General features: G+C 68.5%; 21 protein-coding genes and 1 tRNA gene. 17 read left to right on the top strand and 5 right to left on the bottom strand.

The window, feature by feature from the left end:
• Nucleotides 1-123 precede the first annotated feature (123 nt).
• The 6 genes from P3T35_RS30820 to P3T35_RS30795 all read left to right on the top strand — a co-directional run bounded on the left by P3T35_RS30820 (nt 124) and on the right by P3T35_RS30795 (nt 5514).
• Nucleotides 124-1104 (top strand): ribokinase, encoded by a 981-nt coding sequence (locus tag P3T35_RS30820; RefSeq protein ID WP_280708632.1) that lies wholly within the window; start codon nt 124-126, stop codon nt 1102-1104.
• On the top strand, nt 1101-1841 hold the full coding sequence (locus P3T35_RS30815; protein WP_101382947.1) for an alpha-ketoglutarate-dependent dioxygenase AlkB: 741 nt from the start codon (nt 1101-1103) through the stop codon (nt 1839-1841). Before P3T35_RS30820 ends, P3T35_RS30815 begins: the two co-directional genes overlap by 4 nt.
• Nucleotides 1842-1974: 133 nt before the next feature.
• On the top strand, nt 1975-2841 hold the full coding sequence (locus P3T35_RS30810) for an acyl-CoA thioesterase II (protein WP_101382948.1): 867 nt from the start codon (nt 1975-1977) through the stop codon (nt 2839-2841).
• A 308-nt stretch (nt 2842-3149) separates the two neighbouring features.
• Entirely contained in the window at nt 3150-3980 is an 831-nt protein-coding gene (locus P3T35_RS30805; protein ID WP_101382949.1) for a DUF1684 domain-containing protein, read from the top strand.
• A gap of 53 nt (nt 3981-4033) precedes the next feature.
• Complete coding sequence (locus P3T35_RS30800) at nt 4034-5317, top strand: MFS transporter (protein WP_280708629.1); 1284 nt, start codon at nt 4034-4036, stop codon at nt 5315-5317.
• Between the two features lie 123 nt (nt 5318-5440).
• Nucleotides 5441-5514, top strand: a tRNA-Pro gene (locus tag P3T35_RS30795).
• A gap of 115 nt (nt 5515-5629) precedes the next feature.
• On the opposite strand, the gene P3T35_RS30790 is transcribed toward P3T35_RS30795, so the two are convergent.
• Both P3T35_RS30790 and P3T35_RS30785 read right to left on the bottom strand, forming a co-directional pair.
• Nucleotides 5630-6829, bottom strand: a complete 1200-nt coding sequence (locus P3T35_RS30790) for a tyrosine-type recombinase/integrase (protein ID WP_101382950.1) — start codon at nt 6827-6829, stop codon at nt 5630-5632.
• A gap of 9 nt (nt 6830-6838) precedes the next feature.
• Nucleotides 6839-7495 carry a helix-turn-helix transcriptional regulator gene (locus P3T35_RS30785; protein WP_101382951.1) on the bottom strand — a complete coding sequence of 219 codons (657 nt, stop codon included), beginning with the start codon at nt 7493-7495 and terminating at the stop codon, nt 6839-6841.
• 93 nt (nt 7496-7588) lie between these two features.
• On the opposite strand from P3T35_RS30785, the gene P3T35_RS30780 reads away from it, so the two are divergent.
• Nucleotides 7589-7870: a hypothetical protein gene (locus P3T35_RS30780; RefSeq protein WP_280708627.1), complete on the top strand. Its 282-nt coding sequence runs from the start codon at nt 7589-7591 to the stop codon at nt 7868-7870.
• A 104-nt stretch (nt 7871-7974) separates the two neighbouring features.
• On the opposite strand, the gene P3T35_RS30775 is transcribed toward P3T35_RS30780, so the two are convergent.
• A complete protein-coding gene (locus P3T35_RS30775) occupies nt 7975-10974 on the bottom strand; it encodes a hypothetical protein (RefSeq protein WP_101382952.1) in 3000 nt (999 codons plus the stop codon).
• Nucleotides 10975-11158: 184 nt separating this feature from the next.
• Here P3T35_RS30775 and P3T35_RS30770 point away from each other — a divergent pair, with 184 nt between their 5' ends.
• On the top strand, nt 11159-11332 hold the full coding sequence (locus P3T35_RS30770; protein ID WP_180356657.1) for a hypothetical protein: 174 nt from the start codon (nt 11159-11161) through the stop codon (nt 11330-11332).
• A gap of 101 nt (nt 11333-11433) precedes the next feature.
• Here P3T35_RS30770 and P3T35_RS30765 read toward each other — a convergent pair whose 3' ends face one another.
• Complete coding sequence (locus tag P3T35_RS30765) at nt 11434-12510, bottom strand: hypothetical protein (protein ID WP_143676939.1); 1077 nt, start codon at nt 12508-12510, stop codon at nt 11434-11436.
• Nucleotides 12511-13410: 900 nt separating this feature from the next.
• On the opposite strand from P3T35_RS30765, the gene P3T35_RS30760 reads away from it, so the two are divergent.
• The 3 genes from P3T35_RS30760 to P3T35_RS30750 all read left to right on the top strand — a co-directional run bounded on the left by P3T35_RS30760 (nt 13411) and on the right by P3T35_RS30750 (nt 17764).
• Nucleotides 13411-14232, top strand: a complete 822-nt coding sequence (locus P3T35_RS30760; protein ID WP_143676940.1) for a hypothetical protein — start codon at nt 13411-13413, stop codon at nt 14230-14232.
• A gap of 20 nt (nt 14233-14252) precedes the next feature.
• A complete protein-coding gene (locus P3T35_RS30755; RefSeq protein ID WP_143676941.1) occupies nt 14253-16556 on the top strand; it encodes a hypothetical protein in 2304 nt (767 codons plus the stop codon).
• A gap of 173 nt (nt 16557-16729) precedes the next feature.
• The gene (locus tag P3T35_RS30750; RefSeq protein WP_101382956.1) at nt 16730-17764 is read left to right on the top strand and encodes an NAD-dependent epimerase/dehydratase family protein; all 1035 of its coding nucleotides are present in this window, start codon (nt 16730-16732) and stop codon (nt 17762-17764) included.
• On the opposite strand, the gene P3T35_RS30745 is transcribed toward P3T35_RS30750, so the two are convergent.
• Nucleotides 17751-19094 carry a hypothetical protein gene (locus P3T35_RS30745; RefSeq protein ID WP_101382957.1) on the bottom strand — a complete coding sequence of 448 codons (1344 nt, stop codon included), beginning with the start codon at nt 19092-19094 and terminating at the stop codon, nt 17751-17753. The genes P3T35_RS30750 and P3T35_RS30745 overlap by 14 nt on opposite strands.
• Nucleotides 19095-19465: 371 nt before the next feature.
• Between P3T35_RS30745 and P3T35_RS30740 the strand changes: the two genes are divergently transcribed.
• The 6 genes from P3T35_RS30740 to P3T35_RS30715 all read left to right on the top strand — a co-directional run bounded on the left by P3T35_RS30740 (nt 19466) and on the right by P3T35_RS30715 (nt 23439).
• Nucleotides 19466-19996, top strand: a complete 531-nt coding sequence (locus P3T35_RS30740) for an ATP-binding protein (protein ID WP_180356658.1) — start codon at nt 19466-19468, stop codon at nt 19994-19996.
• A 202-nt stretch (nt 19997-20198) separates the two neighbouring features.
• A complete protein-coding gene (locus tag P3T35_RS30735; protein ID WP_101382959.1) occupies nt 20199-20618 on the top strand; it encodes a hypothetical protein in 420 nt (139 codons plus the stop codon).
• Between the two features lie 74 nt (nt 20619-20692).
• Nucleotides 20693-21400, top strand: coding sequence for a 7-cyano-7-deazaguanine synthase QueC (queC, locus tag P3T35_RS30730; RefSeq protein ID WP_280708618.1), 708 nt, complete (start codon nt 20693-20695; stop codon nt 21398-21400).
• The gene (locus tag P3T35_RS30725) at nt 21397-21792 is read left to right on the top strand and encodes a 6-carboxytetrahydropterin synthase (protein WP_280708616.1); all 396 of its coding nucleotides are present in this window, start codon (nt 21397-21399) and stop codon (nt 21790-21792) included. The genes queC and P3T35_RS30725 overlap by 4 nt, the downstream gene beginning before the upstream one ends.
• 17 nt (nt 21793-21809) lie before the next feature.
• Entirely contained in the window at nt 21810-22502 is a 693-nt protein-coding gene (locus tag P3T35_RS30720) for a 7-carboxy-7-deazaguanine synthase QueE (RefSeq protein ID WP_101385376.1), read from the top strand.
• 154 nt (nt 22503-22656) lie between these two features.
• The gene (locus P3T35_RS30715) at nt 22657-23439 is read left to right on the top strand and encodes a reverse transcriptase domain-containing protein (RefSeq protein ID WP_101382961.1); all 783 of its coding nucleotides are present in this window, start codon (nt 22657-22659) and stop codon (nt 23437-23439) included.
• The last annotated feature ends 5 nt before the right edge of the window (nt 23440-23444 follow it).

Genomic DNA, 23444 nt, shown 5'->3' with positions numbered 1-23444 from the left:
CCCGGGGTTTGGGGGTGCGGTGACGCCGCTGTCGGGTGTGATGGTGGTCGGTTGTCCTGGTGCGCCCGGGGTTTGGGGGTGGGGTGACCCGGCGGGCCAGGTCGTGCGGGCGACAATGTGGGCGTGGCCAATACCGTGGATCATGCAGTCGTGGTGGTGGGGAGCGTCAACCTCGACCAGGTGATCGAGGTCGGGGCGCTGCCCCGGCCCGGGGAGACCGTGCGGGGCGGGCCGGTGCTGCGCCTCGGCGGGGGCAAGGGGGCGAACCAGGCGGTGGCCGTGGCTCGCCTGGGCGCCTCGGTGACGCTCGTCGGCGCGGTCGGCTCCGACGCGGACAGCGCCCGGTTGCGCGAGGAACTGGCCGCCGAGGGAGTGGCCGTCGACCGGCTCGCCTCGGTGCCCGGCCCGCCCGGGCAGGCGATCGTGCTGGTCGATGCGGCGGCCGAGAACTGCATCGTGGTCTCGCCCGGGGCCAACGCTGCCGTCGGGCCGGCCGAGGTGACGGCGGCCCGCGACCCCCTCGCCCGGGCAGCCGTGGTGCTGGCGCAGTTGGAGATCGGACTCCCCGCCGTGCTCAGCGCCGCCCGGCTGACTCGTGGCACCTTCATCCTCAACCCCGCCCCCGCCCCGACCGGCGACGGGCTCCCGGAGGAGCTGTGGGGCCTGATCGACGTGCTGGTGCCGAACCGAACCGAGCTGGCCAGCCTGAGTTCGATGAGCGAACTTACGAGTTCGGTCACTGAACCCATGGCTCCAACGACCGAACCAGCCGGTCCAATGACCGAACCCGCCCTCGCCGAGCTGGTGCGCCAGGCGTCAGCCCTGCCCTGCGAGCGCGTGGTGGTCACCCTCGGCGCCGCCGGCGCCCTGGTCCGTGAAGGTTCGGCCATCGAACTGATCCCGGCGCCGACCACGCACGCCGTGGACACCACGGGCGCCGGCGACACCTTCTGCGGCGCCCTCGCGGTGGCGCTCGCCGAGGGCCGCCCGCTGGCAGCGGCGGCCGGGTTCGCGGTGCGGGCCGCCGCGCTCAGCGTCACCAGGACCGGTGCGCGCACGGCCATGCCGGCCCGGGCGGCCCTCGACACCGCAGACGGATCATGACCGGCGAACTGTTCCCGCGCCCGAGCCGCGAGCTCGCCCCCGGTGCGGTACTGCTGCCCGACTGGCTCGACCTGGCGCAGCAACGGGAACTTGTCGCCGCCTGCCGGGAGTGGGCCAGGCCGCCCGCCGGACTGCGCCGGGTGCGGCTGCCCGGCGGCGCCGAGATGTCGGTCCGCCAGGTCTGCCTCGGCTGGCACTGGGCGGTGGTCCCGCGCTGCCCGACCTGCGGTGTCGCACGCAAGGCCGCCGAGGGGTGCCCGCGGCACTGGTTCCCGTACGCCTATCTGCGCAGCACCGCCGACGGCGACGGCACCCCGGTCAAGCCGTTCCCCACGCCGCTCGGCCTGCTGGCCCGGCGTGCCGTGGCCGCGGCCTACGGCCGCCGGGTGGCTCAGATCCCCGGAGCGCCCGACTACGCGCCGGACGTCGCCCTGGTCAACCACTACGGCGAGGGCGCCCGCATGGGCCTGCACCAGGACCTCGAGGAACGCACCGACGCCCCCGTGGTCTCGTTCTCGCTCGGGGACAGCTGCGTCTTCCGCCTCGGAAGCAGCAGTACCAGGAACCGGCCCTGGACCGACGTGGAACTGCGCAGCGGTGACCTGCTCGTCTTCGGTGGCCCCGCTCGCTACGCCTACCACGGTGTGCTGCGCACCCTCCCGGGCACCGCCGACCCGGCCCTCGGCCTGTCCGGCAGGCTGAACATCACCGTGCGATGCACCGGATTGGCGGATTGACAGCCCGAGCAGTCGGTGACGACACCCCGCTCGCCTGGCGGGCGGGAATTCCGCGGCGCCTCATGGACTTCTGAAAGGAAGGCATCGGTGCGACGCGGGCGTCACCAGCGTCCCCGTGCGGAGAGGAAGCGCCATGGGAACGCCTGTTGATCACCTGGTCGATCTGCTGGACTTGGAACAGATCGAGCTCAACATCTTTCGAGGGCGCAGCCCCGAGGAGTCGTTGCAGCGCACCTTCGGCGGGCAGGTGGCTGGTCAGGCGCTGGTCGCCGCCGGCCGCACGGTGGGCGACGACCGCCCGGTCCACTCGCTGCACGCGTACTTCCTGCGCCCCGGCGTCCCCGGCGTCCCGATCGTCTACCAGGTCGACCGGATCCGGGACGGCCGTTCGTTCACCACGCGTCGGGTGCTCGCCATCCAGCAGGGCCGCAGCATCTTCGCGCTGACCGCGGACTTCCACTGTCCCGAGCCCGGCGGCATCGAGCACCAGGTCCCGATGCCGGACGTCGCCCCGCCCGAGGCCTTGCCCAGCGCACTGGAGGAGGTCGGCGACCGCCTCGGCGAGCTGCCGCCCTTCATCAGCCGCCGCCAGCCGTTCGACATCCGCTACGTCGAGCGGCTTCGCTGGACCCAGGAGGAGCTGGCCGACGTCAAGGCGCGCAGCGGGGTCTGGCTCCGAACCAACGGCAAGCTGCCTGACGATCCGCTGATCCACGTCTGCGCCCTCACCTACGCCAGCGACATGACGCTGCTGGATTCGGTGCGGGCCCCCGTGGAGCCGCTCTGGGGCCAGCGGAACTTCGACATGGCCTCGCTCGACCATGCGATGTGGTTCCACCGCCCGTTCCGCGCCGACGAGTGGCTGCTCTACCAGCAGGAGTCGCCGATCGCGCACGGCGCCCGCGGCCTGGCGCGCGGTGAGATCTTCGACCGCAACGGTCGGCTGGTCGTGTCCGTGGTGCAGGAGGGCCTGTTCCGTCCGCTGGTCGACAGGAGCTGAGCAGGCACCCACCCTGGCGGGTGAACGTGCGGCGCGGATGCCGTCCCCTCGGTGTCCCCTGGGGCCCGGTTTCGGAGGGTTCGTCCACAATCGCGTAGCGAGATTCGTTCGGATCGATGGCCGCCCGTATCGATGACCGCCTGCAGGATCCCCGGATCGGCAGCCGCCTGTCTCCAGTAGCCGACCGCACCGAGGAAGCGACCGCACCGAGGAAGCGACCACAACGAGGAAACCGATTGCGCCTGGGACACCGTCCAGGTTGAGGCACCGCCCGTGTCGAGCAGAGTCGAGGAGAGGAGAGCCGGCCGATGACCATCGATGCCGAGGAGTGGCAGCACTGGACCGAGGCCCGTGCCGCCAGCGTCAGCGCCCCACACGGTGTGCTCGCACTGACCGGCACCCATTGGCTGACGGCTGAGCCGGATGCGATCCCCGGGATTCCGGGTCAGTGGTCGGTGACGCCGGAGGGGGTGCGCGTGGTGGCCGCCGCCGCGGACGGCCTGCGGGTCGGCGATGCCGCGCTGGACGGCGCCGCGGTGCTGCCCCCCGACACCCACCCGAGAGCCGGTACCGCCCGCTACGGCCACCGGCTGCTGGTCCCGATCGAGCGGGAGGGCGACCTCGCCCTGCGCATCTTCGACCCCGAGGCGGAGAACCGGATCACCTTCGCGGGCATCGCGGTCTTCCCGTACGCGCCCGAGTGGTCGGTCCCCGCCGTCTTCACCGCTTACGAGAGCGGCGACCGCATGGTGACCGTCCCCAACGTGGATGGCCGGGACCGCCCGATGCCCGTGGCCGGGCAGATCACCTTCCATCTGGGCGGTGAGCCCTACAGCCTGACGGTCAGTCGGGCCGGTGGCGAGGGGGCCGCCCTGGCCGGTGTGATCGCCGACGCCAGCAGCGGCACGGACACCTACCGGTTCCGCTTCATCACGCTGCCCGAGCCGGATCGCGACGGCCGTACGGTGCTCGACCTGAACCGCGCCTTCCTGCCGCCCTGCGCCTTCTCCGGCCACTTCATGTGCCCGTTCCCGCCGCCGGGCAACCGGTTGCCGATCGCGGTCCGCGCCGGCGAGAAGTCGGTCCTGCGGGGTGGGCCCACGCACAGTCAGGACGGCGAGTTGGAGATCGCGGACTGAAACCCGTACCCCGACTACTCCAGGGTGGGCCGTTCAGGCGACGATAGGTCGCTGTGTCGACCAATCATCCAACCAATGCCACCCTGGAGCCCCCGCCCGCGACCCCGCGCCGCCGGGTTCTCGCCGACCTGACCCCGTTGCGCTCCAGCGCCGACTACCGGCGGGTCTGGTTCGGCCAGTCGGTCTCCTCGATCGGCCAGCAGATGACCGCCGTCGCGGTCGCCGTCCAGGTCTACGCGCTCACCAGCTCGGCCTTCGCCACCGGCGTGGTCGGCCTCTGCTCGCTGATCCCCCTGGTCGGCTTCGGCCTCTACGGCGGAGCCGTCGCCGATCGGGTCGACCGGCGCAAACTCGGCCTCATCGGCTCGGCCGGACTCGCCGCCGTCTCCGCCGTGCTGTCCGCCCAGGCACTGCTGGGCCTGCACCAGGTCGGCGTGCTCTACGCCGCCGTTGCCCTGCAAGGCGGATTCTTCGCCATCTCCGGCCCGGCCCGGTCCGCGATGATCCCCCGCCTGCTGCCGCCGGAGCAGCTGCCCGCCGCCAACGCGCTCAACACGGTCAGCATGAACCTCGGCATGACGGTCGGCCCGATGCTCGGCGGCCTGCTGATCGCCTCCTACGGCGCCCAGGCCGCCTACCTGACCGACACCGTCGCCTTCGCCGCCGTGCTCTACGCGATGTGGCGACTCCCCGAACTCCGCCCGACCGGCACCCCCGGAGCCCGGGCGTCCGTCCTGGACGGCCTGCGCTTCCTGCGCGAGCAGCCCAACCTGCGCACCAGCTTCCTGGCCGACCTCGCCGCGATGATCTTCGGCCTGCCCCGTTCGCTGTTCCCCGCCCTCGCCGCCTCCAGCTACGGCGGCCACGCCGGCACGGTCGGCCTGCTGGTCGCCGCCCCCGCCGTCGGCGCCCTCAGCGGCGCCCTGTTCTCCGGCTGGATCTCCCATGTCCACCGCCACGGCCTGGCCGTCCTGGCCGCCGTCGCCGCCTGGGGCCTGTCCATCGCCGGCTTCGGCCTCACCGCCGGCCACCTCTGGGTCGGCCTGCTGCTGCTCGCCGTCGCGGGCTGCGCGGACACCGTGAGCATGATCTTCCGCAACACCATGATGCAGGTGGCCGCCCCCGATGAGATGCGCGGCCGCCTCCAGGGCATCTTCATCGTGGTGGTCGCCGGAGGCCCCCGCCTCGGCGATTTCGAGTCCGGCACCGTCGCCGCCCTGACCTCGCCCGTCACCTCCGTGATCACCGGCGGCCTGGCCTGCCTCGCCTGCGTCCTCCTCCTCGCCGCCCGCCGCCCCGCCTTCCTCCGCTACGACGCCCGCCACCCGACCCCCTGACTGACCTGCACCCATACCTGGCAGCGAGCACCCCCCACCGTGCTGTATTGTTTTCCACGTCGCCGAGAGATCGGTGCGAAGGTCGCAAAGCAGATCAGCCAAGGCTGATCGGCGGCGAGACCACGGGACGTGGCGCAGCTTGGTAGCGCACTTGACTGGGGGTCAAGGGGTCGCAGGTTCAAATCCTGTCGTCCCGACTGGAGTTCGCTCCATTGTCGCAGGTCAGGGCCTTGTTTCACGAGAGTGAAGCAGGGCCCTTGATCGTTTTCTGGGCCTGCCTCTCACAACTTCTCACATCGGTAATGATCATGGTCAGCCGAGCAGCTCGCCCAGCTTCTCCGAGCCGGCCCTCAGACTCTGCGGGTCCGGGTGGACATAGACCCGCTTCGTGAAGCTGAGGTCCGTGTGACCGGCCCAGGCGGACACCACTGTGTCAGGGACGCCGTTGTTGGCCATCCAGGAGAGGGTGGCGTGGCGGGCGTCGTAGAGGCGGACCCTTCGGACGCCGGCGGCCTCCATGAGTTTGTACGCCTCCCGGCGGAGCTTGTCCGTCTTGAGGGGCTTCCCGAGCTCGTCCACGAGAACGTATCCACTGTCGGCATAGGCCGTTCCAGCGGCGAGTTTCTCGGCTGACTGGATTGCCTTGAATGCCTTGAGTGCCTTGTGGGCGGGGGCCGGCAGTGGGAGGGTGCGCTTTCCGGCCTCGGTTTTGGTGTCCTTCTCGACGACCTTGTTCCGGCTTCCTTTCTCCAATGCGCGGTCGTAGACGATGGTGCGCGTGTTCTGGACGGCGATCGTGCCCGCACCGTCGAGGTCGACGTCTTCGTCCCAGCGGGCGCCGCAGACCTCCGCGGGGCGCTCGGCGATGAGCGCCAGCATCATGGCCGCGTAAAGGCGGTGACCCTTGATTGCCGCGAGGAAGGCCTTGACCTCGGTCTCGTCCCACGGGACGCTCTTGGGCTTGGCCGCCTCCGCCTTCTTCTTGGCTTCGCGTGAGATCGTCACGTGCTGGGCGACGTTGCGCACCACCAGACCGCGACGCACGGCGAGGTTCAGGGCGGCTCGAAGGCGGCCCAGTGCGAGCCGCACGCTCCTGATGCCGAGTCCGGTCCCGGGCTTTCCGCCGCGGCGCCGACCGCTCGTCAGCATCCAGTCGACCAACGCCTCGATGCCCTCCTCGGTGAGGCTCTGGAGCTCCTTCTCGCCGCTGTGGGTGCGCACCGGGACCATTGCGCTCTCGTAGTTGGACGCGGTCCCTTCTTCGACGTCGCGCGTTGCGCTCTTGAGCCAGATGTCCAGCAGTTCGTTCAGGGTCATCTTGCTCGGAGCCACGAACGATCCGCTGCCGAGCTCGTGACGAATGCGGGAAAGCTCGGCCAGGGCCTCCTTCTTGGTCTTGAAGGTCCGGGTGAGCTGCTTGCGCTTTCCTTCGGGGCTGACGCCGATGTCGACGACCAGGCGATAGCGGACGCTCCCGTCCTTGTGGGTGATCTTGCGTATGGGTTCTTTCATGTACTTGCTTCAGTCCTTGGCTTCGTGTGAGTCGTCCTCGGCATGGTCGACGGCCGAGAGGTCGTCGGGGAGAGCGGGTGGGACGAGTCCCCGCTCACGCATCCGCGTCCGGAAGGAGGCCAGCTCCTTGCGGTCGGTTTCTGAGTACTCCTCATAGCCGGCGGCCAGTTCCAGAAGAGTGGCCTTGCGATCCGGGGCTGGCGTGGTGCTGGCTGTCCGGCGGCGTTCCGTCGCTAGCGTTGCTGATGCTCTGGCAGCGGCGACCAGGTCGGCGTGTGCCCGGAAGGTGTCCAGCACTTCGCGAGCGCTCCCCGGTGGTGAGGGGTCTGCAGTCGGTGTCTCCCCGGTGAACCACGCCACTGCGTCCCAGGCAGAGACCACGCGGCCGGGTAGAACCTCGACCGTCTCCGCGGCGCCGAGGGGAAACAGTAGGAAGACCGGCGGCACCCCCAACACGTCCGCCAGGACGGTGAAGTCGGTCAGCGTGATGGTGCTCCGGCGGCCCGACTCCAGGTTCTTGATCGTTTGGTCGGTGATCTCCGGCAGGCCACGGTCGGCGCACCCGTCCGCGACGGCCGACATTGTGAGGCCAGCGGCCTTTCGAGCTGCTCGCATGGTCTGTGCTACCCGGGCGGTGGAGGTCGATGACCATTGCTCTGGTGTCATGAGTGCACTTTAAGGCACCAAAAAGTGCTGCTGCAACTCCGTGATACAAAATGACGGCATCGCCAGTGCACGATTTGAGAACAGGAGGGTGTCATGGCGACACCTACGTCCGGCGGAATGAGCGCAACCGAACTACTCGCCCTTCCGGTGGCGATCGACCTCGACACGGCCAATCGAGCGCTGGGGATCGGCCGGTCTACTGGATACGCGCTCGCGAAGGCTGGCACGTACCCCGCCAAGGTCCTCCGTCTCGGCGGTGCCTACCGCGTGGTGACCGCGGACCTGTTGCTGTTGCTTGGCGTTGCCCGTTCCGGCGAAGCAATTGAGGGCCAGGGAGTCATCAAGGGACGAACGGCGCATGAGCTGTGCGCGTGACCTACAGACTGAAGTGATCGGCTGCTGATCAGGAGATAGACGGGGACGACATCAGCACGACTGCCCGCGTGACTCCTGCCGCCTACCGGCTCAATCAGCGGCGGCTACGCTCCCGCGTCCGGGGCGGCGATGTCGTCCAGCCTGGTCAAACCCCGATGGATGAACACGATGTCGTTGATGCGCTCTACCGCCTCCGGAGCGATGCGTGCCAGCGCTGGGAGAGCGTGAAACCACCCGTCGTCTTCCAGGGCTGCCCGAACGAAGCTGGCTGCGTACTCCGCCGTGGCATCCGTGCTAGGAGGCGCGATGAGCAGCGCGAGGGAGTGGAGGACGTGCACGAGGATAATCCTGGGCGAGTGCCACAGCGGGCGGAACCCTGGCGCTGTCCAGGTCAGGTAGTCGGCCACAGCGGCGAACCCGCTGGCCCTGGCGATCGGATTGTGGTGGTCGAGGGCGGCTCGCCGGGCTCCGTCGAAGTCCTCGAACACGGCCCGGGCGATCGCGAAGGCTCCTGGTTCAAAGTGCCCGGGAGGGGCACTCGCCGCCGACCGCTCCAGCTTGGCCAGCAGCTCCATGGCGGGCTCCCGCTCGCTGCGGGCCTTCAGGAGGCAGATCACCAAGAGCTCTTCCAACTCCAGGGCGGCCAGTTCCTGAGCTGAGGTTCTCTGATCGATCGTTTGCTCGATCCGGGCCGCGCATGCCTGGTCGGCATTGGCGATGGCGGTCAGAAGCTCCGCCAACTTGCAGATCACCCCAGTTCCTTGCGTGGCGTCAGAGACTAGGCGCTCCAGTGCCCGGTCCACGAGCTTGACGGAACTGGCCGCGTCGTGGAGGCGGAGGCCGGCGGCGACACCAATCAACGCCCGGGACCCGGCGGAATAACTGGTCTGGGTGAGGTCGTAGGCAAGCGCCAGCGCGGCGTCCCGCTCCCCGGCGCAGGCGAGCGCCTCAGCGGCCGCTGCTTGAGCTGCGGCTACCTGGTGACCCGGAGCGCCGGCGAAGGGGGAGAAGTTGCCGGCGCCTTCCAGTCGTCGTGAGCGGTCAGCTGCCTCGTGGGCCAGTCGGCGGGCTTCGGGAAGGTGTCCTGCGGCTGCCGCCTCGATCGCGATGCCCGCCAGTGCGCGGACTCCTTGCGGTAGGTCCCCCAGGCTTACAGCCAGCAGTTCGGCGTCGGCGAGTCGGCTCACTGCGGCCAGTGCCCAGGCGAGGACGTCCAGTTGGGCCTCCCGCGGGTTGAGACTCGATGCCGGCGGCGCGTCGATGGCCTCCTGAAGTCGACGCTCGGCCTCCTCGGTTCTGCCCTGCCGGGCCATCTCCACGGCCTGTTGGGCGGCTGTCTCGGCCGACGTGGTCTGCGGGCCGTTGAGCGCGGCGAGAGCTTTCGAGCGGATGTCGTTGCCCCCCAGGCCGCTTCGCACGGTCGGCGGAACCGAGGCAATGAGGGAGCGGGCATGTTCCGTCTGGCCGGTGTCGATCAGCGCCTGCGTGGAGCTGGTCAGTGCGATTTCCAGCTCGAAGAGGTCGGGCCGTTCCCCCGTCGACGGCTCCGAGCTGGCCAGTGTCTCCTCGATGAGCTGGGCCGCCTGCCGGGCAAGCTGGGCGGCTTCTTCGCGGCGGGCGTCGGCGAGCACCGAGGCCGCGGTGGCACGCACGTAGCCGGAGAGGAGAGGTGGCAGTTCCGAGGTGGCGTGCTCACCGATGCGGGCGTACATCGCGGCCGCGCGTGCCGGGCTCGCGGCTGCGGCGATCGCAGCCCATGCTGTGATCGGAGACGCTGGATCGGCCGGATGGTCGATCTGCTCGATGCTGCGTTCCGCCTGGTCGAGCAGGTCCTCCGCGAGGTCGGCTGAGCGAGTCCGGATGGCGAGCGAGGCCTTGGAGCGCATGACGCACGGCAGCGTGTCGTCCCCGGACCATGGCGGTGGAGACAGGGTTGCCAGCAGGTCGAGCTCGTCCTGGTCCCGGCTGGCCGAGATCAGGGCCACCGCGGCCTCGCCCGCGGCGACCTCGGCGTCGTACTCGTCCCCGCTATCGGCTTCGCTGCGGGCCTGGAGGGCCAGCGTCGCGGCCTCCTGCGCGGCGTACACTGCGCTCTCCTGGTCGGACTCGGCCAGAACCCCGGCCAGCGCGGCGAGCCGGCGCGCCCTGTCGGCGGGACTGGCGGCGGCACGGGCGACCTGCAGCGCTCGTGGCACGTGGCCCAGTCGGGCGAGCGCCTCCGCCAGGCTCGGCGGCAGCGCGTCGGCGCCTTCGCTGAGCATGTCCCGGGAGGCTCCCAGCGCCGCCAGGGTTCCGAGATCGACCTCGCTCGCGCTTCGCGTGATCCGTCGCCGCGTCAGCTCCAGCTGGGCGAGCGCGGCATCGGCCGACGAGCGGCGAAGCAGTTCGAGCTGACGGAGCGGGTCGAGAACGAGTCGGGCCAGCCGCTCAAGGTCGCCCGCGCGGTCGAGCAAGGCCGGGTACGAGTAGATGAAGTGGCTCACGACCTCGATCTGCTGTGGTGCGCCGCGCACCACGAACTCCGCGAGCAAGGCTGTCTTCCCGGCCCACGGCGCGGCCTGCCACCACGCATACGGAGACCGGACCTCGGCATCCAGCGGGGCGCAGAACGCCCGCAGTTCCGCGAACTCCTCCTCACGGTCGATCAGGACGTCTGGTAGTACGTGTTCCTTGACCCAGGCGTCCTGCTCGCGCAGGGCCCGGTCCCGTTCCACCGGACCGGCCGCGTTCGCCGCCAAGCGGGCCGAGGACCGCGTGACGACGCCGGACGCACGTGGTGGTCGACCGCCCTTGCCGCTGCGCTCGGCCTGCACCGCCCGCAGCAGGCCCTCCCATACCGGCCTAGGCAGCCGAGCCGGGCTCGGCCCCTTCTGCTGCTTCTTCTCCTGATTGACCGCCTCGGCATCGAGGTACTCGATCAGTACGAAGAACCGCTCGGTCGTGGCCTTCGACGGCGCGTTGACCGTGTGCATCCAGCCGGACAGGGTCGAGTCCGGGACGCCGGTCTTGCTGAACACGGTGCTCTGGATGGGCTTGCCGGCAGCTTCGTACAGCGCCCTCAGGGTCGAGCTGAACCTCTGAAGCGCAGGGCCGACCTGGGCCACGCCCCCTCCTCCACCCCTGTGTCCACGGACCGGAAACCTCCGGAAAACCCGTCGTACCGCGTTGACCAGCGTAGTCACCGCTGGGATCTGATGCGGGACTTCGCCGGAAACCCACCGGACGTTGGACCTTCCTGGTGCACCCGGCGACAGGCGCCGGGGCATCACCGCCAAGGAGGACGCAGCCATGAACACGCTGCCCGCCCTGCTCGCCTCCGGTGCCGCGCTCGCCGGCATCACCCGCACCGTCCAGACCATTGCGGTGCTCACGCTCACCGCCGTGTCGGTCCTTGCCCGCAAGCCCCAGCGGCGCCGGGACGCCCGCCGTGCTCTGGCGCTCCTCCTGCGCCGACGCTTCTGACTCACTGGCGGGATGGGGCTACCCGACGAGGTTGGGCAGCCCCACCCCGCCCCACCGTCGTCCGGGCGGTGGGGCGGGGTGGGGTGCTCTTGGGGCGATGGTCAGGAGATGTGCGAGAGCCCGGCAGGCGGGCTGCCCGGCCCGTCCCCGGCGCACGAACCGGTGCCGGCGGATTTCGCGATGCTGTACGCGGTCGCAAGGTCGCTGTTGAGGCTGTCGATTGCGCTGTTCGTCGTGGTGACGGCCTCGGTGTCGTGCTGCTGGGCGGTGGTGATCGCGTCGCTGGCCCCGGGCGTCGCCGGAAGCCCGGCAGTGTTCAGTGCGGCCTCTGCACGCTGGACGGCCTGGATGTCGGACCTTGCCGAGGTGAGGGCGCTTTGCTCGCGGCCCACGTCGTAGGAGGCCGCGGTGGTCACGTCGTAGCCGACGTTCGTGCTCGCGTCGTAGTCAACCGTGACTTGGATGTTGTAGCAGTTGTCGCCGTTGCCGTTCCCGATGTCCCGGCGCTCTTGCTGCAGGTCGGAGTTCGCCTTGTCGAGGTCGGCCCGGACCGCCTTCGCGTTCGTGAACGCGTTGTTGTCCGCTTGCAGGGTGCTGAGGGCCTGCTGGGCGCTGGTCTGGAGGCTAGCCTGGGACTGCTGCTGCTTCTCCTGCGCGTCGGCGCTGCTGACCGTCTGCTGCAGCTGGGACAAGGCGGTGTTGTAGTCGGTGGCGCTCGCCTGGTGGTAGGTGATGGACCGGATGCTGCCGTCCTGCTGGATCACGTTGACCGTGAGGTTGCCGCCCGTCAGGACGCCCTGATCGGTGCGGTCGGCGATGTCGAGTGTGACCGCGCTGCCGTTGACCTGGCCGCTGATCGGGCTGGTCGCGGGCTTCACGGTCTCGTCGGGCGGTGTTCCGTTGGCCGCGGCCTGCAGGGCGGTGCCGCTGAACTCGCCCCTGCCGTCTGCCTGCCACTGCAGGTAGGAGACCGTACCGGAGTCGGTGTTGAGGAAACCCACGGTGCCGGGCACCTGCACCGGCGAACTCGCAGCACCGCTTGTGCCGCCCGCAGGTGCGTCGGAGACGGTGCCGGCCTGTGTGGTTGTGCTGGGGACGGCGGAGTGCGAGCTGCTGCAGCCCGCCAGGACGGTCGCCGCGGACAGCACTAACAGGACAGGCACAGGTCGGCGGTACATCGGCGGTTCCTCCCGGCGGCAGACGCGCGGGCTCGAACCTCGGTCAAGCGCGTGTGTGGCTTCGGCGCCTGGCAGGCAGCCGTGTGCCTCACGCTGGACCGGAGAGGCTGCCCGCGGTGGCGGAAACGATATCCAGTGCGACAACCCGTCGTCCCCCGATTGCCGGTATGACGGCGTGAAGCCAGCCGGGCGCCCACCGCCGCCGCGGCCCTCGTCTGTGGGCCAGGCGCCGAAGGGGCCGGGCGATCTTGCGCTACTGAACGACTGGGCGTGGAGTCAGGCCCGGCTGGTCCACGGCTACGCCACGATCCGCGAGATGCCCAAGCCCGAGGCAGCACTGACGAGGCGTTGGTCGCCAGTGTTCGTGATCCTCAACGGCAGCGATCAGCCTCGCGACCGGCTGCCCGCCGTGCACCTGGTCGACGCACAAAGCCGTGCAGTCGTTCGGCAGGTTCACCAGCGAGGCGTTCACCGTGGGCTGGGAGGCCAAGCGCATGACTTGTCCCGGCCAGGTCGGCGGCTGGCGGTCTCGACTTTCCTCGCACGGCATCCCGGTGGTGCAGGTCCGATTTCCCGTATCCGTTTGCTGGCCCTGCCCTGACGTTCAGACCTGCGCTTCCCCGAAGGCCGGCCGGGCCGGGAGATCATGCCGCGAGAGAAGGACGCGCTCGACGCCATCCAGAATCGAGACAGCCGTCGACCAGGTCGGGGTGGAGCAGAGTACGCGAACGTCCCACCTACCCCACCCATGCTTGATAAAGTCCCTCACTCCCACACGCCAGAGCAGCCCGGTGGATGTGCTGACAATGACTCAGGCGACAGGAAAGTCCGGGGGCACGGTGGTCTGCTTGGTGCAAGAGCCCATACCGGTGTCCTCCCTTCAAAGAGCACGGAGCAGCATTGGTTACCGGATCGTTTCCTTCGCACTTCGACGGCTCGGTCCCCTTCGGGTCGAAGGAGGGGCTTCGCGCGTACTTCGGCCGAAATGTGCTGAATGGCCTGGTTGGCGGTATCGACGGCTACCTATCGGGACAGCGACACGGACCGCGCAGCCTGGGCCCCGCGATGTTGGGCGGCTTCATGTGGCTGGACGACCAAGAACTCCTGGATCGGATCTCTGCGTTTCCGGCCTCATGCGTCGTCATCACCAAGCAGCAGCGGGGTAAGTACCAGCAGGCTCGGCTCGACAAGCTCAAGTTGTTGGCCGAGCAGGGTCCTGGCTTCCCCGCCGGGGCATTGCCCGAGTTGTCGGGCATGTACTTCCGCGAAAATGGGCAGGCCCCCGTCGTTGGCCCCGGCACCCATCTGCCCAGTCCGCGAGTACCAACCCTGCGTACGATCGGCTACCGCAAGGACGGCAAGGATCTGGTACCCATCCTTCACACCAAGATGGTCCTGCTCGGCGAGTTGTGGTGGCACGACGAAGACCCGCTCGGCGGTGCTGCCGACGTGATCGGTTTCCGCCCAGTACGCCTGTGGTTGGGCAGTGCCAACGGCACCACCAGCTCACGCAGCAACCTCGAGTTCGGCCTCTGGCTGGACGACCCCACCCTCCTGCGCGAAGCGAAGCGGTTCCTGGCCGAGGTCATCCGGCACTCTGAAGGACTCGATCCGGACGGCAGCCACTTCGAGCCAGAGCTCACCGAACCGCACTACGACGATGACGCCTTTGCCGAATACCTCGGTCAGCGCTTCCGCGATGAGGGCGAGTCTCTTTGTTAAACACCTCACGCCCCGGCACCGTGGCAGCACCCGGCTCCCCGGACTTCGCCTTGCACACTCTGGGTTGGCGTGCCTTCCAGGACCTGTGCGCGGTAGTGCTGCGCGAGGTGTGGGGGCAGTCAGTCCACTCATTTGCGGACTCCAACGACGGTGGACGGGACGGCGCGTTCTACGGCACGTGGCAGCAGCCAGCGGACACGACTGGCGTTCAGGACCTGCCCGTCGGACCGTTCGTCCTGCAGTGCAAGCACACCAAGAAGGCTGACGCCACGCTCTCGCCATCGGACCTCGATGACGAGTTCGACAAGGCCCAAGCGCTGGTGCGGAGGGGGCTGTGCACGAGCTACGTCCTGCTGACCAACGCGCGAGTCAGCGGCACCTCCGAAGCCACCATCCGCGAGCGGCTGCTCCAGGCGGGCGTCCTCCATCCTCTGGTCCTTGACGGCCAGTGGGTGTGCGACACCATCGCCGGCAGCCAGCGCCTGCGCACCTTCGTCCCCCGCGTCTACGGACTCGGTGATCTCTCTCAGATCCTCGACGAACGCGCCTACGTCCAGGCGCAGTCGTTGCTCGGTTATCTGCAGGAAGACCTGGCTACGTTCGTCGTCACCGACGCATACCGCCACGCTGTTCGTGCTGTTCAGGACCACGGGTTCGTTCTGCTGCTCGGCGAGCCCGCAGTCGGGAAGTCGGTGATCGCTGCGACGCTGGCCATGACGGCCCTGGACTCGTGGGGTTGCCTGACGATCAACGCTCACAACGCCGAGGACCTCGTACGGCACTGGAACCCCCAGGAGTCGAACCAGTTCTTCTGGATCGATGATGCCTTCGGCGCTGTGCGCCACGAGCCTCAGCTCACCGACAGTTGGTCACGCCACATGCGCCAGGTCATGACCGCGGTTCACGGCGGAGCCAAAGTCGTCCTCACCTCTCGCGACTACATCTACCGCGATGCGCGCCCGTACCTGAAGGAGTACGCCTACCCCCTTCTTCATGAGCAGCAGGTCGTCGTCGACGTTGCGCAGCTGCCCTTGGAGGAACGCCGCCAAATCCTCTACAACCACATCAGCCTCGGCGACCAATCACCAGCAGTCCGAGCAAAGTTGAAGCCCCATCTGGAGGCGGCTGCTGCCCAGGAACCGTTCCACCCAGAAGTCGCCAGGCGTCTGGGCCAACGAGCATTCACCCGTCGCCTGAAGTTGAGTGGGCCCGGCATCTCCCACTTCATGGGCCACCCCACCGAGTTCCTGCGCACCATCTACGCCCAGCTCGGCCCCGATGAGAAGACCGCGCTCGCACTGACTTACCAGGCAGGGAATCAGTTGCCGGCTCCGCTCTCGCTCGGCCCAGTACAGGAGGCGATCATCACTCGCCTGGGCAGCACACCTGCCGGTGTGAGCCGAGCGCTGCAAGCACTTACTGGCACCTTCCTCCGACTGGCCGCCCCGCTCGGGGAAGACACAGGTCAGGGCTGGTCCTTCCGCCACCCCACTCTGCAGGAGGGGTTTGCTGAATTCATGGCGGCCGACCCGAACCTCCTCGGTATCTATCTGTCGGGCTTGGACTGGGAAGCCGCACTGACCAGGCTCGACTGCGGCGGCGACGATCAGCGCGGCACTCTCATCCGAGTGCCGACGACGCTCTACCCAGCCGTCGCTGACCGCCTGCGCCTCATTCAGCCCCAGCTCTCCAGGGAATGGGCCGTTCAGCTGATGTGGTGCAACTTCTTCGCCACCCGCTGCTCAGATACCTTCTTGAAGCACTACATCGAGAAGGACCCTGACTTCATCCCTCGCATGACCCGCCTCGGTTCCTTCCTCGACTCCAGGCACGAACCCAAGGTCCTTGCCCGTCTCCACCGGGCTCACCTTCTCGGCGCGCAGGAACGAAAGCGCGTCCTGGAAGCGGTGGCAGAACTAGCCGTCGAGACGCCCGATGCTGCTTGGCTGCGCCGTCCAGAGTGGCAGGAGATCCTCTCTGATGACGAAAGGCATCGACTCCTTCAGCGCGTCAAGGAGAAGCTCGTGCCGGACCTCGCTTGGACCCTCGACTCCTGGCGAGGTAGCTGGATGGAGACAGACGACCCTGCAGCGTTCTACTCAGCCCTGGAGACCGAGCTCACGACCTACCGTGAGGCGTTCGAGAGCATCGATCCCGTCGCGGCGTCCGCCTTCGAGCAGGCGCTAGTCGAGGTAGAAGAGATGGTCACGTCAGCATACGAAGACCCAGACACACCCCCACGCACCGGCCACCAACCCCATGAAGGAAGTCCAACCCGCGACATGCCATACGGGAGAAGCATCTTCGACGACATCGATAGCTGACAGTCGCGAGTCAACTGGACTGCATCTGGAAGCAGAGCATCCTAATGACCACGTTCGTACCGGCCTACCTGCGATGTACCAGACACGCCAGCCGGCTGCCGTCCCGGCCGTCAGGGACGGCGCCCGCAGGACGAGGTAGCGCAGCACACATCGAAGACGGCAGGATCACGGGCATGCGGATTCTCGTACTGGGCGGTACCTGGTTCCTTGGCCAAGCAGTCGTTGCAGATGCCCTCACGCGAGGGTGGGAGGTGACCACTTTCACCCGCGGTCGCTCCGGCTTGCCGGTGTCCGGAGCAAGAGCAGTCCACGGCGACCGGGAGAGCGTGGAGGATCTGGCACGGCTCGCAGGTGAAGGGCCGTGGGACGCCGTGGTCGACACGTCTGCCTCGGAGCTCTCCACGCGAACGGTCCTCGCCGGCGCCCAGGCATTGGCGCCCGTCAGCGGCCGCTATGTGTACGTCTCCACCGTGTCCGTGTACGAGGGGTGGCCCAACGAGCCGCTTACCGTGGAATCGCCCATTCTCGACAGCCTGCCGGACGGCAGCGATGAGTACGGCCAGATGCCGGCGGGCTGGACCGGGGCGAACTTGCGCTACGGAAGGCTGAAAGCCGGCACCGAGCGGGCAACTCTCCGTGCCTTCGAACCGGAGCGAGTGACGATCCTCCGCCCTGGCGTAATCCTTGGTCCCGGTGAGTACGTTGGACGCCTGCCGTGGTGGCTACGCAGGGCCCAGCGAGGCGGACGGATCCTGGCGCCGGGTGATCCGGCCAAGACCATCCAACCCGTTGATGTTCGAGACGTAGCCGCCTTCGCACTCGAACAGACCCAGGCGGACGGCCACCAATTGCACAACGTGACCGCGCCGATAGGTCGGGACACCATGGGGAGCTTCCTCCAGGCGTGCCTCGACGTCACGGGGAGCACGGGAAGGCTCGTCTGGGTGCCCGACGAACTGCTGCTGCACAGCGGTGTCCGCCAGTGGAGCGAGATCCCGCTGTGGCGCACCCACCCAGGCGTTTGGAACATTGACGCCGCATCCGCCTGCGCGGCCGGCTTCGTGAGCCGACCGCTTGCGGAGACGGTTGCCGACACATGGGAATGGCTGCGCCAAGGCAACTTGCCAGTACAGCACCGACGTTGGGACCTGCACGGCATCGCAGCGGAGAAGGAGAACGCGATCCTGGCGCAGGTCAGCTCGATGTAGGTCCACCGATGGCGAACCGCGTCACCCCCGTGCCCAGGAGCCGTGTCGCGGCTACTGCGGTGAAACCCTCGACTTGCTCGGCCAGCGCCGCCGCTGCCGGGGTGCCGTTGTAAACCGGCGAAACCAGTTCAGCTCGAACTGAATTGATTCGGTCGATCAGCCCGGCGCCACGCCACTCCCGAGGGAGCGCAAGGACTGGCCGGAGTTCGTCGGCTGCTTCATCCAGCTGTCGACGAAGCAGCAGCGCCATCGCCAGGTCGGTACGGGCCTGTGCGGCAACGACGCGCGGGGTGGTGGTCGGGGCGCCTTGGGTGATCAGATCCAGTGACCGGCGCGCCGACTGCTCGGCGCCTTCGCCGTCGCGGAGCAGGAGCAGCGTCGTGCTGTTCGACATGGTCACCCGGTCGAGCGGGAAGTCGAACTCGCCGCCGATGTCGTCGTGGACGTCGTCCCGTGTCGTACCGCGGTCCTGCAGGCTGGCCAGTATGGCCTGCTGAGCATCGGCGGCCCGGCCGAGGTGCGCGTAGGCACGGGCGGCAATGGCGGCCAATCGCGTCTGGCCGGTGGCGCCGACACCGCCGAACCGCTGAGCCTTCTCGACGTGCTGCACCGCGACCGAGGGGTTCCCGCTCCAGTATGCGAGGACGGCGAGGTAGCCGTAGGAGTATGCCTGTAGGGCGTCATGCTCGGACACCTGGCCGTAGAGAGCAGATGCGCGAACCAACTCGACGGCGACGGGCAGCGATCCCAGGTCGAACGCGCTGGTGGCCAGAAGTGCGGAGGCTTCGCCGGCGAGGATGTATAGCCGCCGACGCTGGCTGAGCACCTGCGTGCGGTCGAGCATGATCTTGGCCAACCCCAGCAGCTCTTTGCCCTGGCTGTAGACCTGATGCGGCGGAGTGGAGTCAGTTGAGCGAATGAGCCGGACCAAGTCGTCCTCGACTTGGTCCAAGCTCAGGTCGGGAAGCACCTGCGCAGCGGCCTCGGTGGCGTGCGAGTGGGCATCGCGAGCAGTCATGCGAAGATCGCTTTCGTCGGGCATCTGTTCGGATGGCCCGGCCACCCGCTCGCCGGACCATGGTGAGAGGAGGGCGGAGATCGGCTCATCGAACATCCGCTCCAGGATCGCCGGGGCCGGATTCCTGGGGCGACCGGTCTGACCGTCCCTCCAACGCGAGTAGGTCAGCGAGGACACCGTGACACCCCTGAAGGCGCGATCGCCGGTCTCCGCCAGCAGCGCGGCGGCCACCTGTCGATACTCCCTCTCGAACTCGGGGAACTGCATCCCACGCTGGTCGATCCGGACCTTCAGCAGTGTCACCTGAGCCATCTCGACCTCCGCTGTCTCCTGTTGGCACCGGACTGCTCACGCCACTACGTGCCTACCACCAAGCGATGTCCAGCAGTAGCTCACCGCTCGAAGTGATGTCGAAATGATCGATCAATGATGGTCCGTCACCCTGACGGCAATTCAAATGCTGGGGTGAATGATGTGGTTCTGAATGCCAGCGAGCGGCACTCTGTGATCTCCGCACCTCACGGTCAATGAGGCAACCGGTCCGGTCGCCGCTGCATTGTCGCAGTTCGTGGGCCGCCGCTGCCTCAATACGCAATGGAGGTTTCGCAGTGCACCGCCTTCTGGAGTTCGAGGTCCCGGTGCGATACGCCTCGGTGGGAGTCGCTCGCAACGACCTGATCCGCATGGTCACCCAGGTGGCCGGCATCGCACTGGACGAGGACCGGCTGTACGCGCTCCGGGTCTGCTTCTCCGAGGTCATCGCGAACGGGATCGAGCACGGATTCCTCGACCAGCCACCCGGTGACGCCAGGGTGCTGGTGGTCGAAGGTGATCTCGACAGCGATCAGAACCGGCTTCGAGTCACTGTGACGGACGGGGGCCGCCTTTCTCCGACGATGAAGGAGGCGGTGGAGGACTTGTGGGCGACCGGGGGGCGCGGCCTCGCGGTGGTCAGGGGGTACTCCGACGGAGTCGGGTGGGGATCGCGGACCAATGCCGACGGTGACACCACTGGGTGGTCAGTGTGGTTCGAACTCCGAGTGCAGATCCAGGAGATGACGCACCCTGTCGGTTGCGGCGAGGTGCTGTCCGGGGTCGATGCGCACAGCGGCGCGAGCCGCAAGCAGTCGGCCGGGAGCATACGCGCTGCGGCCCGGCGCGGGCTTCGCCGTGTCCGATCGTTCCGCGGGGTCGCGGAGCGTTACGCCGCTTAGGCGCGTCGGACCTCGTCCGATCGTCGCCAAGGAACCAGCCTCTCCGAACGCCGAACGGCCAACCTCTCGCGCCGATTGGCGGTTCGGACTCCCGCGCCTGCTCCAACCTGCCGAGGGCCGCCCAGTGACTGCTGATGTCCAACCGCCGCTGCCCGCGGCTACTGCTCACCCGTCCAGTGAAGTCACGGGTCGCATCCATGCCTTGCAGGTTTTCGGGACCGTGGCCTTGCGCTGGGACGTGCCGGTGACCTTGGGCAAGGTTCCCCGCTTCGGATACGAGCGTGCTCTGCTCTATCTAGCGGCTGAGCTGTGCTGGTGGACCGGCCAGGACCCTCTCGACGATCCCGGCCCCGAAGAACTGGCGGAGTGCTACGCCGAGCTGAACGCCTCCCTGCCCACCACCGGCCCGGAGGGGTTGGTCGGTGAAGTCCTCGCCGCCTGTGTGGAGCACCTGAGAGCGGCGGGCCGGTTGCAGGGCGCGGCGCCGGCCATTCGGTTGCACCGCGTCCGCAGCGCCTGCGTCGATGCGGCCCTCGCCCGGCTGCTCTCCACCAGCCCCAGGCTCGTGCCAGCGGCACCGAAGGTCATCGACGGCCTGGTGCTTTCCTCCGAGATCAACTGACCAACACGCTCCGGCTCTTGCCCGGAGACGACTCACTCCACCCTCCACCGCGGAGGACTACCGAAAGTATGGAGATGACAGGACAAGCACCGCGCCACGCCGTAGTGATCGCGTCTGGCGGGCTCGACAGCACCACCGTGGCCTACTGGCTCGCCGACCGGGGAAGCGAGCTCACCCTGCTGAGCTTCGACTACGGGCAGCGGCACCGCACCGAGCTGGAGTACGCCGCGCGGATCGCCAGGCACCTCGACTCCCGGCACGAGGTCGTGGACTTGAGCGGGCTGGGCCGACTGCTGACCGGCTCGGCCCTTACCGACCTGGGCGTGCCGGTCCCGGACGGTCACTACACCGCCATGGCCATGCGCAGCACCGTCGTGCCGAACCGCAACACGATCATGCTGTCCGTCGCGGTCGCCGCGGCCATCGTTGCCGGCGCGGACGCCGTCGCGTTCGGTGCGCACAGCGGGGACCACGCGATCTACCCCGACTGCCGCACCAGCTTCTTCGACCAGTTCGAGGCGGTCACGCGGGCGGGGAACGAGGGGTTCCTGGGGGAGGGGTTCGAGCTGCTGGCGCCGTTCATCGACCTGACGAAGGCGGACATCGTGGAAGCCGGACGGCAGTTATGCGTGCCGTTTGAGGACACCTGGTCCTGCTATAAGGGCGGCGAGATCCACTGCGGGACCTGCGGAACGTGCACCGAGCGGATCGAGGCGTTCGCGCTGGCGGGAATCAGTGACCCCACCGTCTACGCCTCCGCCGGCCAGGGGGTGGACCAGTGAGCGCGGTGATCGGCGAGCACCGGATCGGCAAGCAGTTCCGGTTCGAGGCCGCGCATTACCTGCCGGGCCTGCCCGAGGGGCACCAGTGTGGTCGGTTGCACGGCCACTCCTACACGGTGGAGTTCGTCCTGACCGCGGACCGGCTGACGGGGCCCGGGTTCGTCGCCGACTTCGGGGACCTGGCACCGGTCAAGAAGATGATCGACAGCACCCTGGACCACCAGGTCCTCAACGAGGTGCTGCCCGAGGTCGTGCCGACCTCGGAGAACCTGGCCGCCCACCTGGCCGGCTGGTTCGTCGAGCATGTCGAGCCCGGCCTGCCTGGCCGTCTGGTGTCGGTGCGGGTGTCCGAGACCGCGACTAGCTGGGCGCAGTTCGAGGTTGCCCGGTGAATGCGACCGTCCAGGCGATGCCGGCTGGCCGAGGATTGCTGATCGCGGAGACCTTCGGTCCCACATTCCAGGGCGAGGGCCCGTCAACCGGTCGGCAGGCACTGTTCGTGCGGCTCTCGCGCTGCAACCTGCACTGCCCGAAGTGCGACACCCCGGAGACGTGGGACTGGGCGAGGTTCAAGCCGAGCGAGGTCGCCACCCGGCACAGCGTCGAGGACCTGGCGGCCTGGGTGGCGGCGTGCACGGTGCAGCGGGTGATCGTTTCTGGTGGCGAGCCGCTGCTCCAGCAGGCCGAGCTGCTGCGGCTGCTCCAGTTGCTGCCGGACCGGAGGGTCGAGATCGAGACCAACGGGACGATCGTCCCGCTGCCGGAGCTGGTGGACCTGGTCGAGGCGTTCAACGTTTCCCCGAAGCTGGCCGGGTTCGCGGCCCTGGGCGACCAGCCCATCAACGGGGCCGTGCTTCGGGCGCTGGAGGCGTCCGGCAAGGCCCGGTTCAAGTTCGTCGTCAGCCGCGTTGCCGAGCTGGACGAAGTCGCCTCTGTGGCAGCCGAGTTCGCTCTCACTGATGTGTGGGTGATGCCGGAGGGGACGAGTAGCGGCGCGGTGATCGAGGGGATGCGGGAGCTGGCCGATGCCGTGCTGGCCCGCGGCTGGAATCTCAGCACCCGTCTGCACGTGTTGATCTGGGAGAACCAGCGTGGCCGGTGACAGCAAGAAGCCCGAGTGGGGCGGTCCTTCCCGTTCCCCGGAGCCGCGCGTGTTGGTTAGCGGCCAAGCGTGTAGAAGGGGGAGCGGGAGCCTGCCCGCCACTCGGGCAGTGCCCAGCATACCCAACTCCGGGGCTGCGCGCGCCCATTCGCTGATGTCGTTCCTCGTGGAGCCCAAGCACCTCAAGCGGGCGGCCCACGCCTGTATGCGCCGGGGCGGTGCGCCCGGCGCGGACGGGATGTCCTGGGCGCAGTTCCGCATCGGTATGCCCCACCGGCTTCGCGAGCTCGCCGAGCAGCTGCGCGCCGGCACCTGGCGGCCCAGCCCGGTGCGGGAGGTGGAGATCACTGCCTACACCGGAAAGGTGTTCACGGCGGTGATCCCGACCGTCAGCGATCGGGTGGTGCAGCGGGCGATGCGCAACGCCATCGAACCGGTCCTGGAGGCACGGGCGTTCGCCGACTGGGTGTCCGGCTATCGGGTCGGCCGTAACCGGATCACCGCGCTGCGGGACGCCGACCGCCACCTGCGGGACGGGTACCGGTGGGTGGCGGACCTGGACGTGCGCCAGACCTCCGCCGGGTCCAGTGCCGATGAGGTCACCGCCTGGCTGGCCGAGCACGTCGCCGATGGGACCTTCCTCGATCACTTCTGCAGGGTGCTGGAGCCACTGCCGTACCCGATCGTGCCCGGGACCGCGCTGGCACCGACGCTGATCAACCTGCGGCTCTCCCGCGCGGACGCGGCCCTGACCGGCTACCGGGTGGTGCGGTTCGCCGACAACTACGTGCTGTTCTGCCTAGACGAGGACCAGGCCCGCGAAGCGATGGCAGCCGTCGAGCAAGCCCTGGCCGGCTGCGGACTGGAGCCGCATCCGGACAAGAGCCGGATCCGTTGCGGCGTCAACGCCGAAGACCTGTTCCTGATTGCCGGATGAAGGGA

The organism is Kitasatospora sp. GP30, assembly GCF_029892145.1.
GTDB lineage: Bacteria > Actinomycetota > Actinomycetes > Streptomycetales > Streptomycetaceae > Kitasatospora > Kitasatospora acidiphila.
This window is presented reverse-complemented; position numbering and strand designations above follow the sequence as displayed.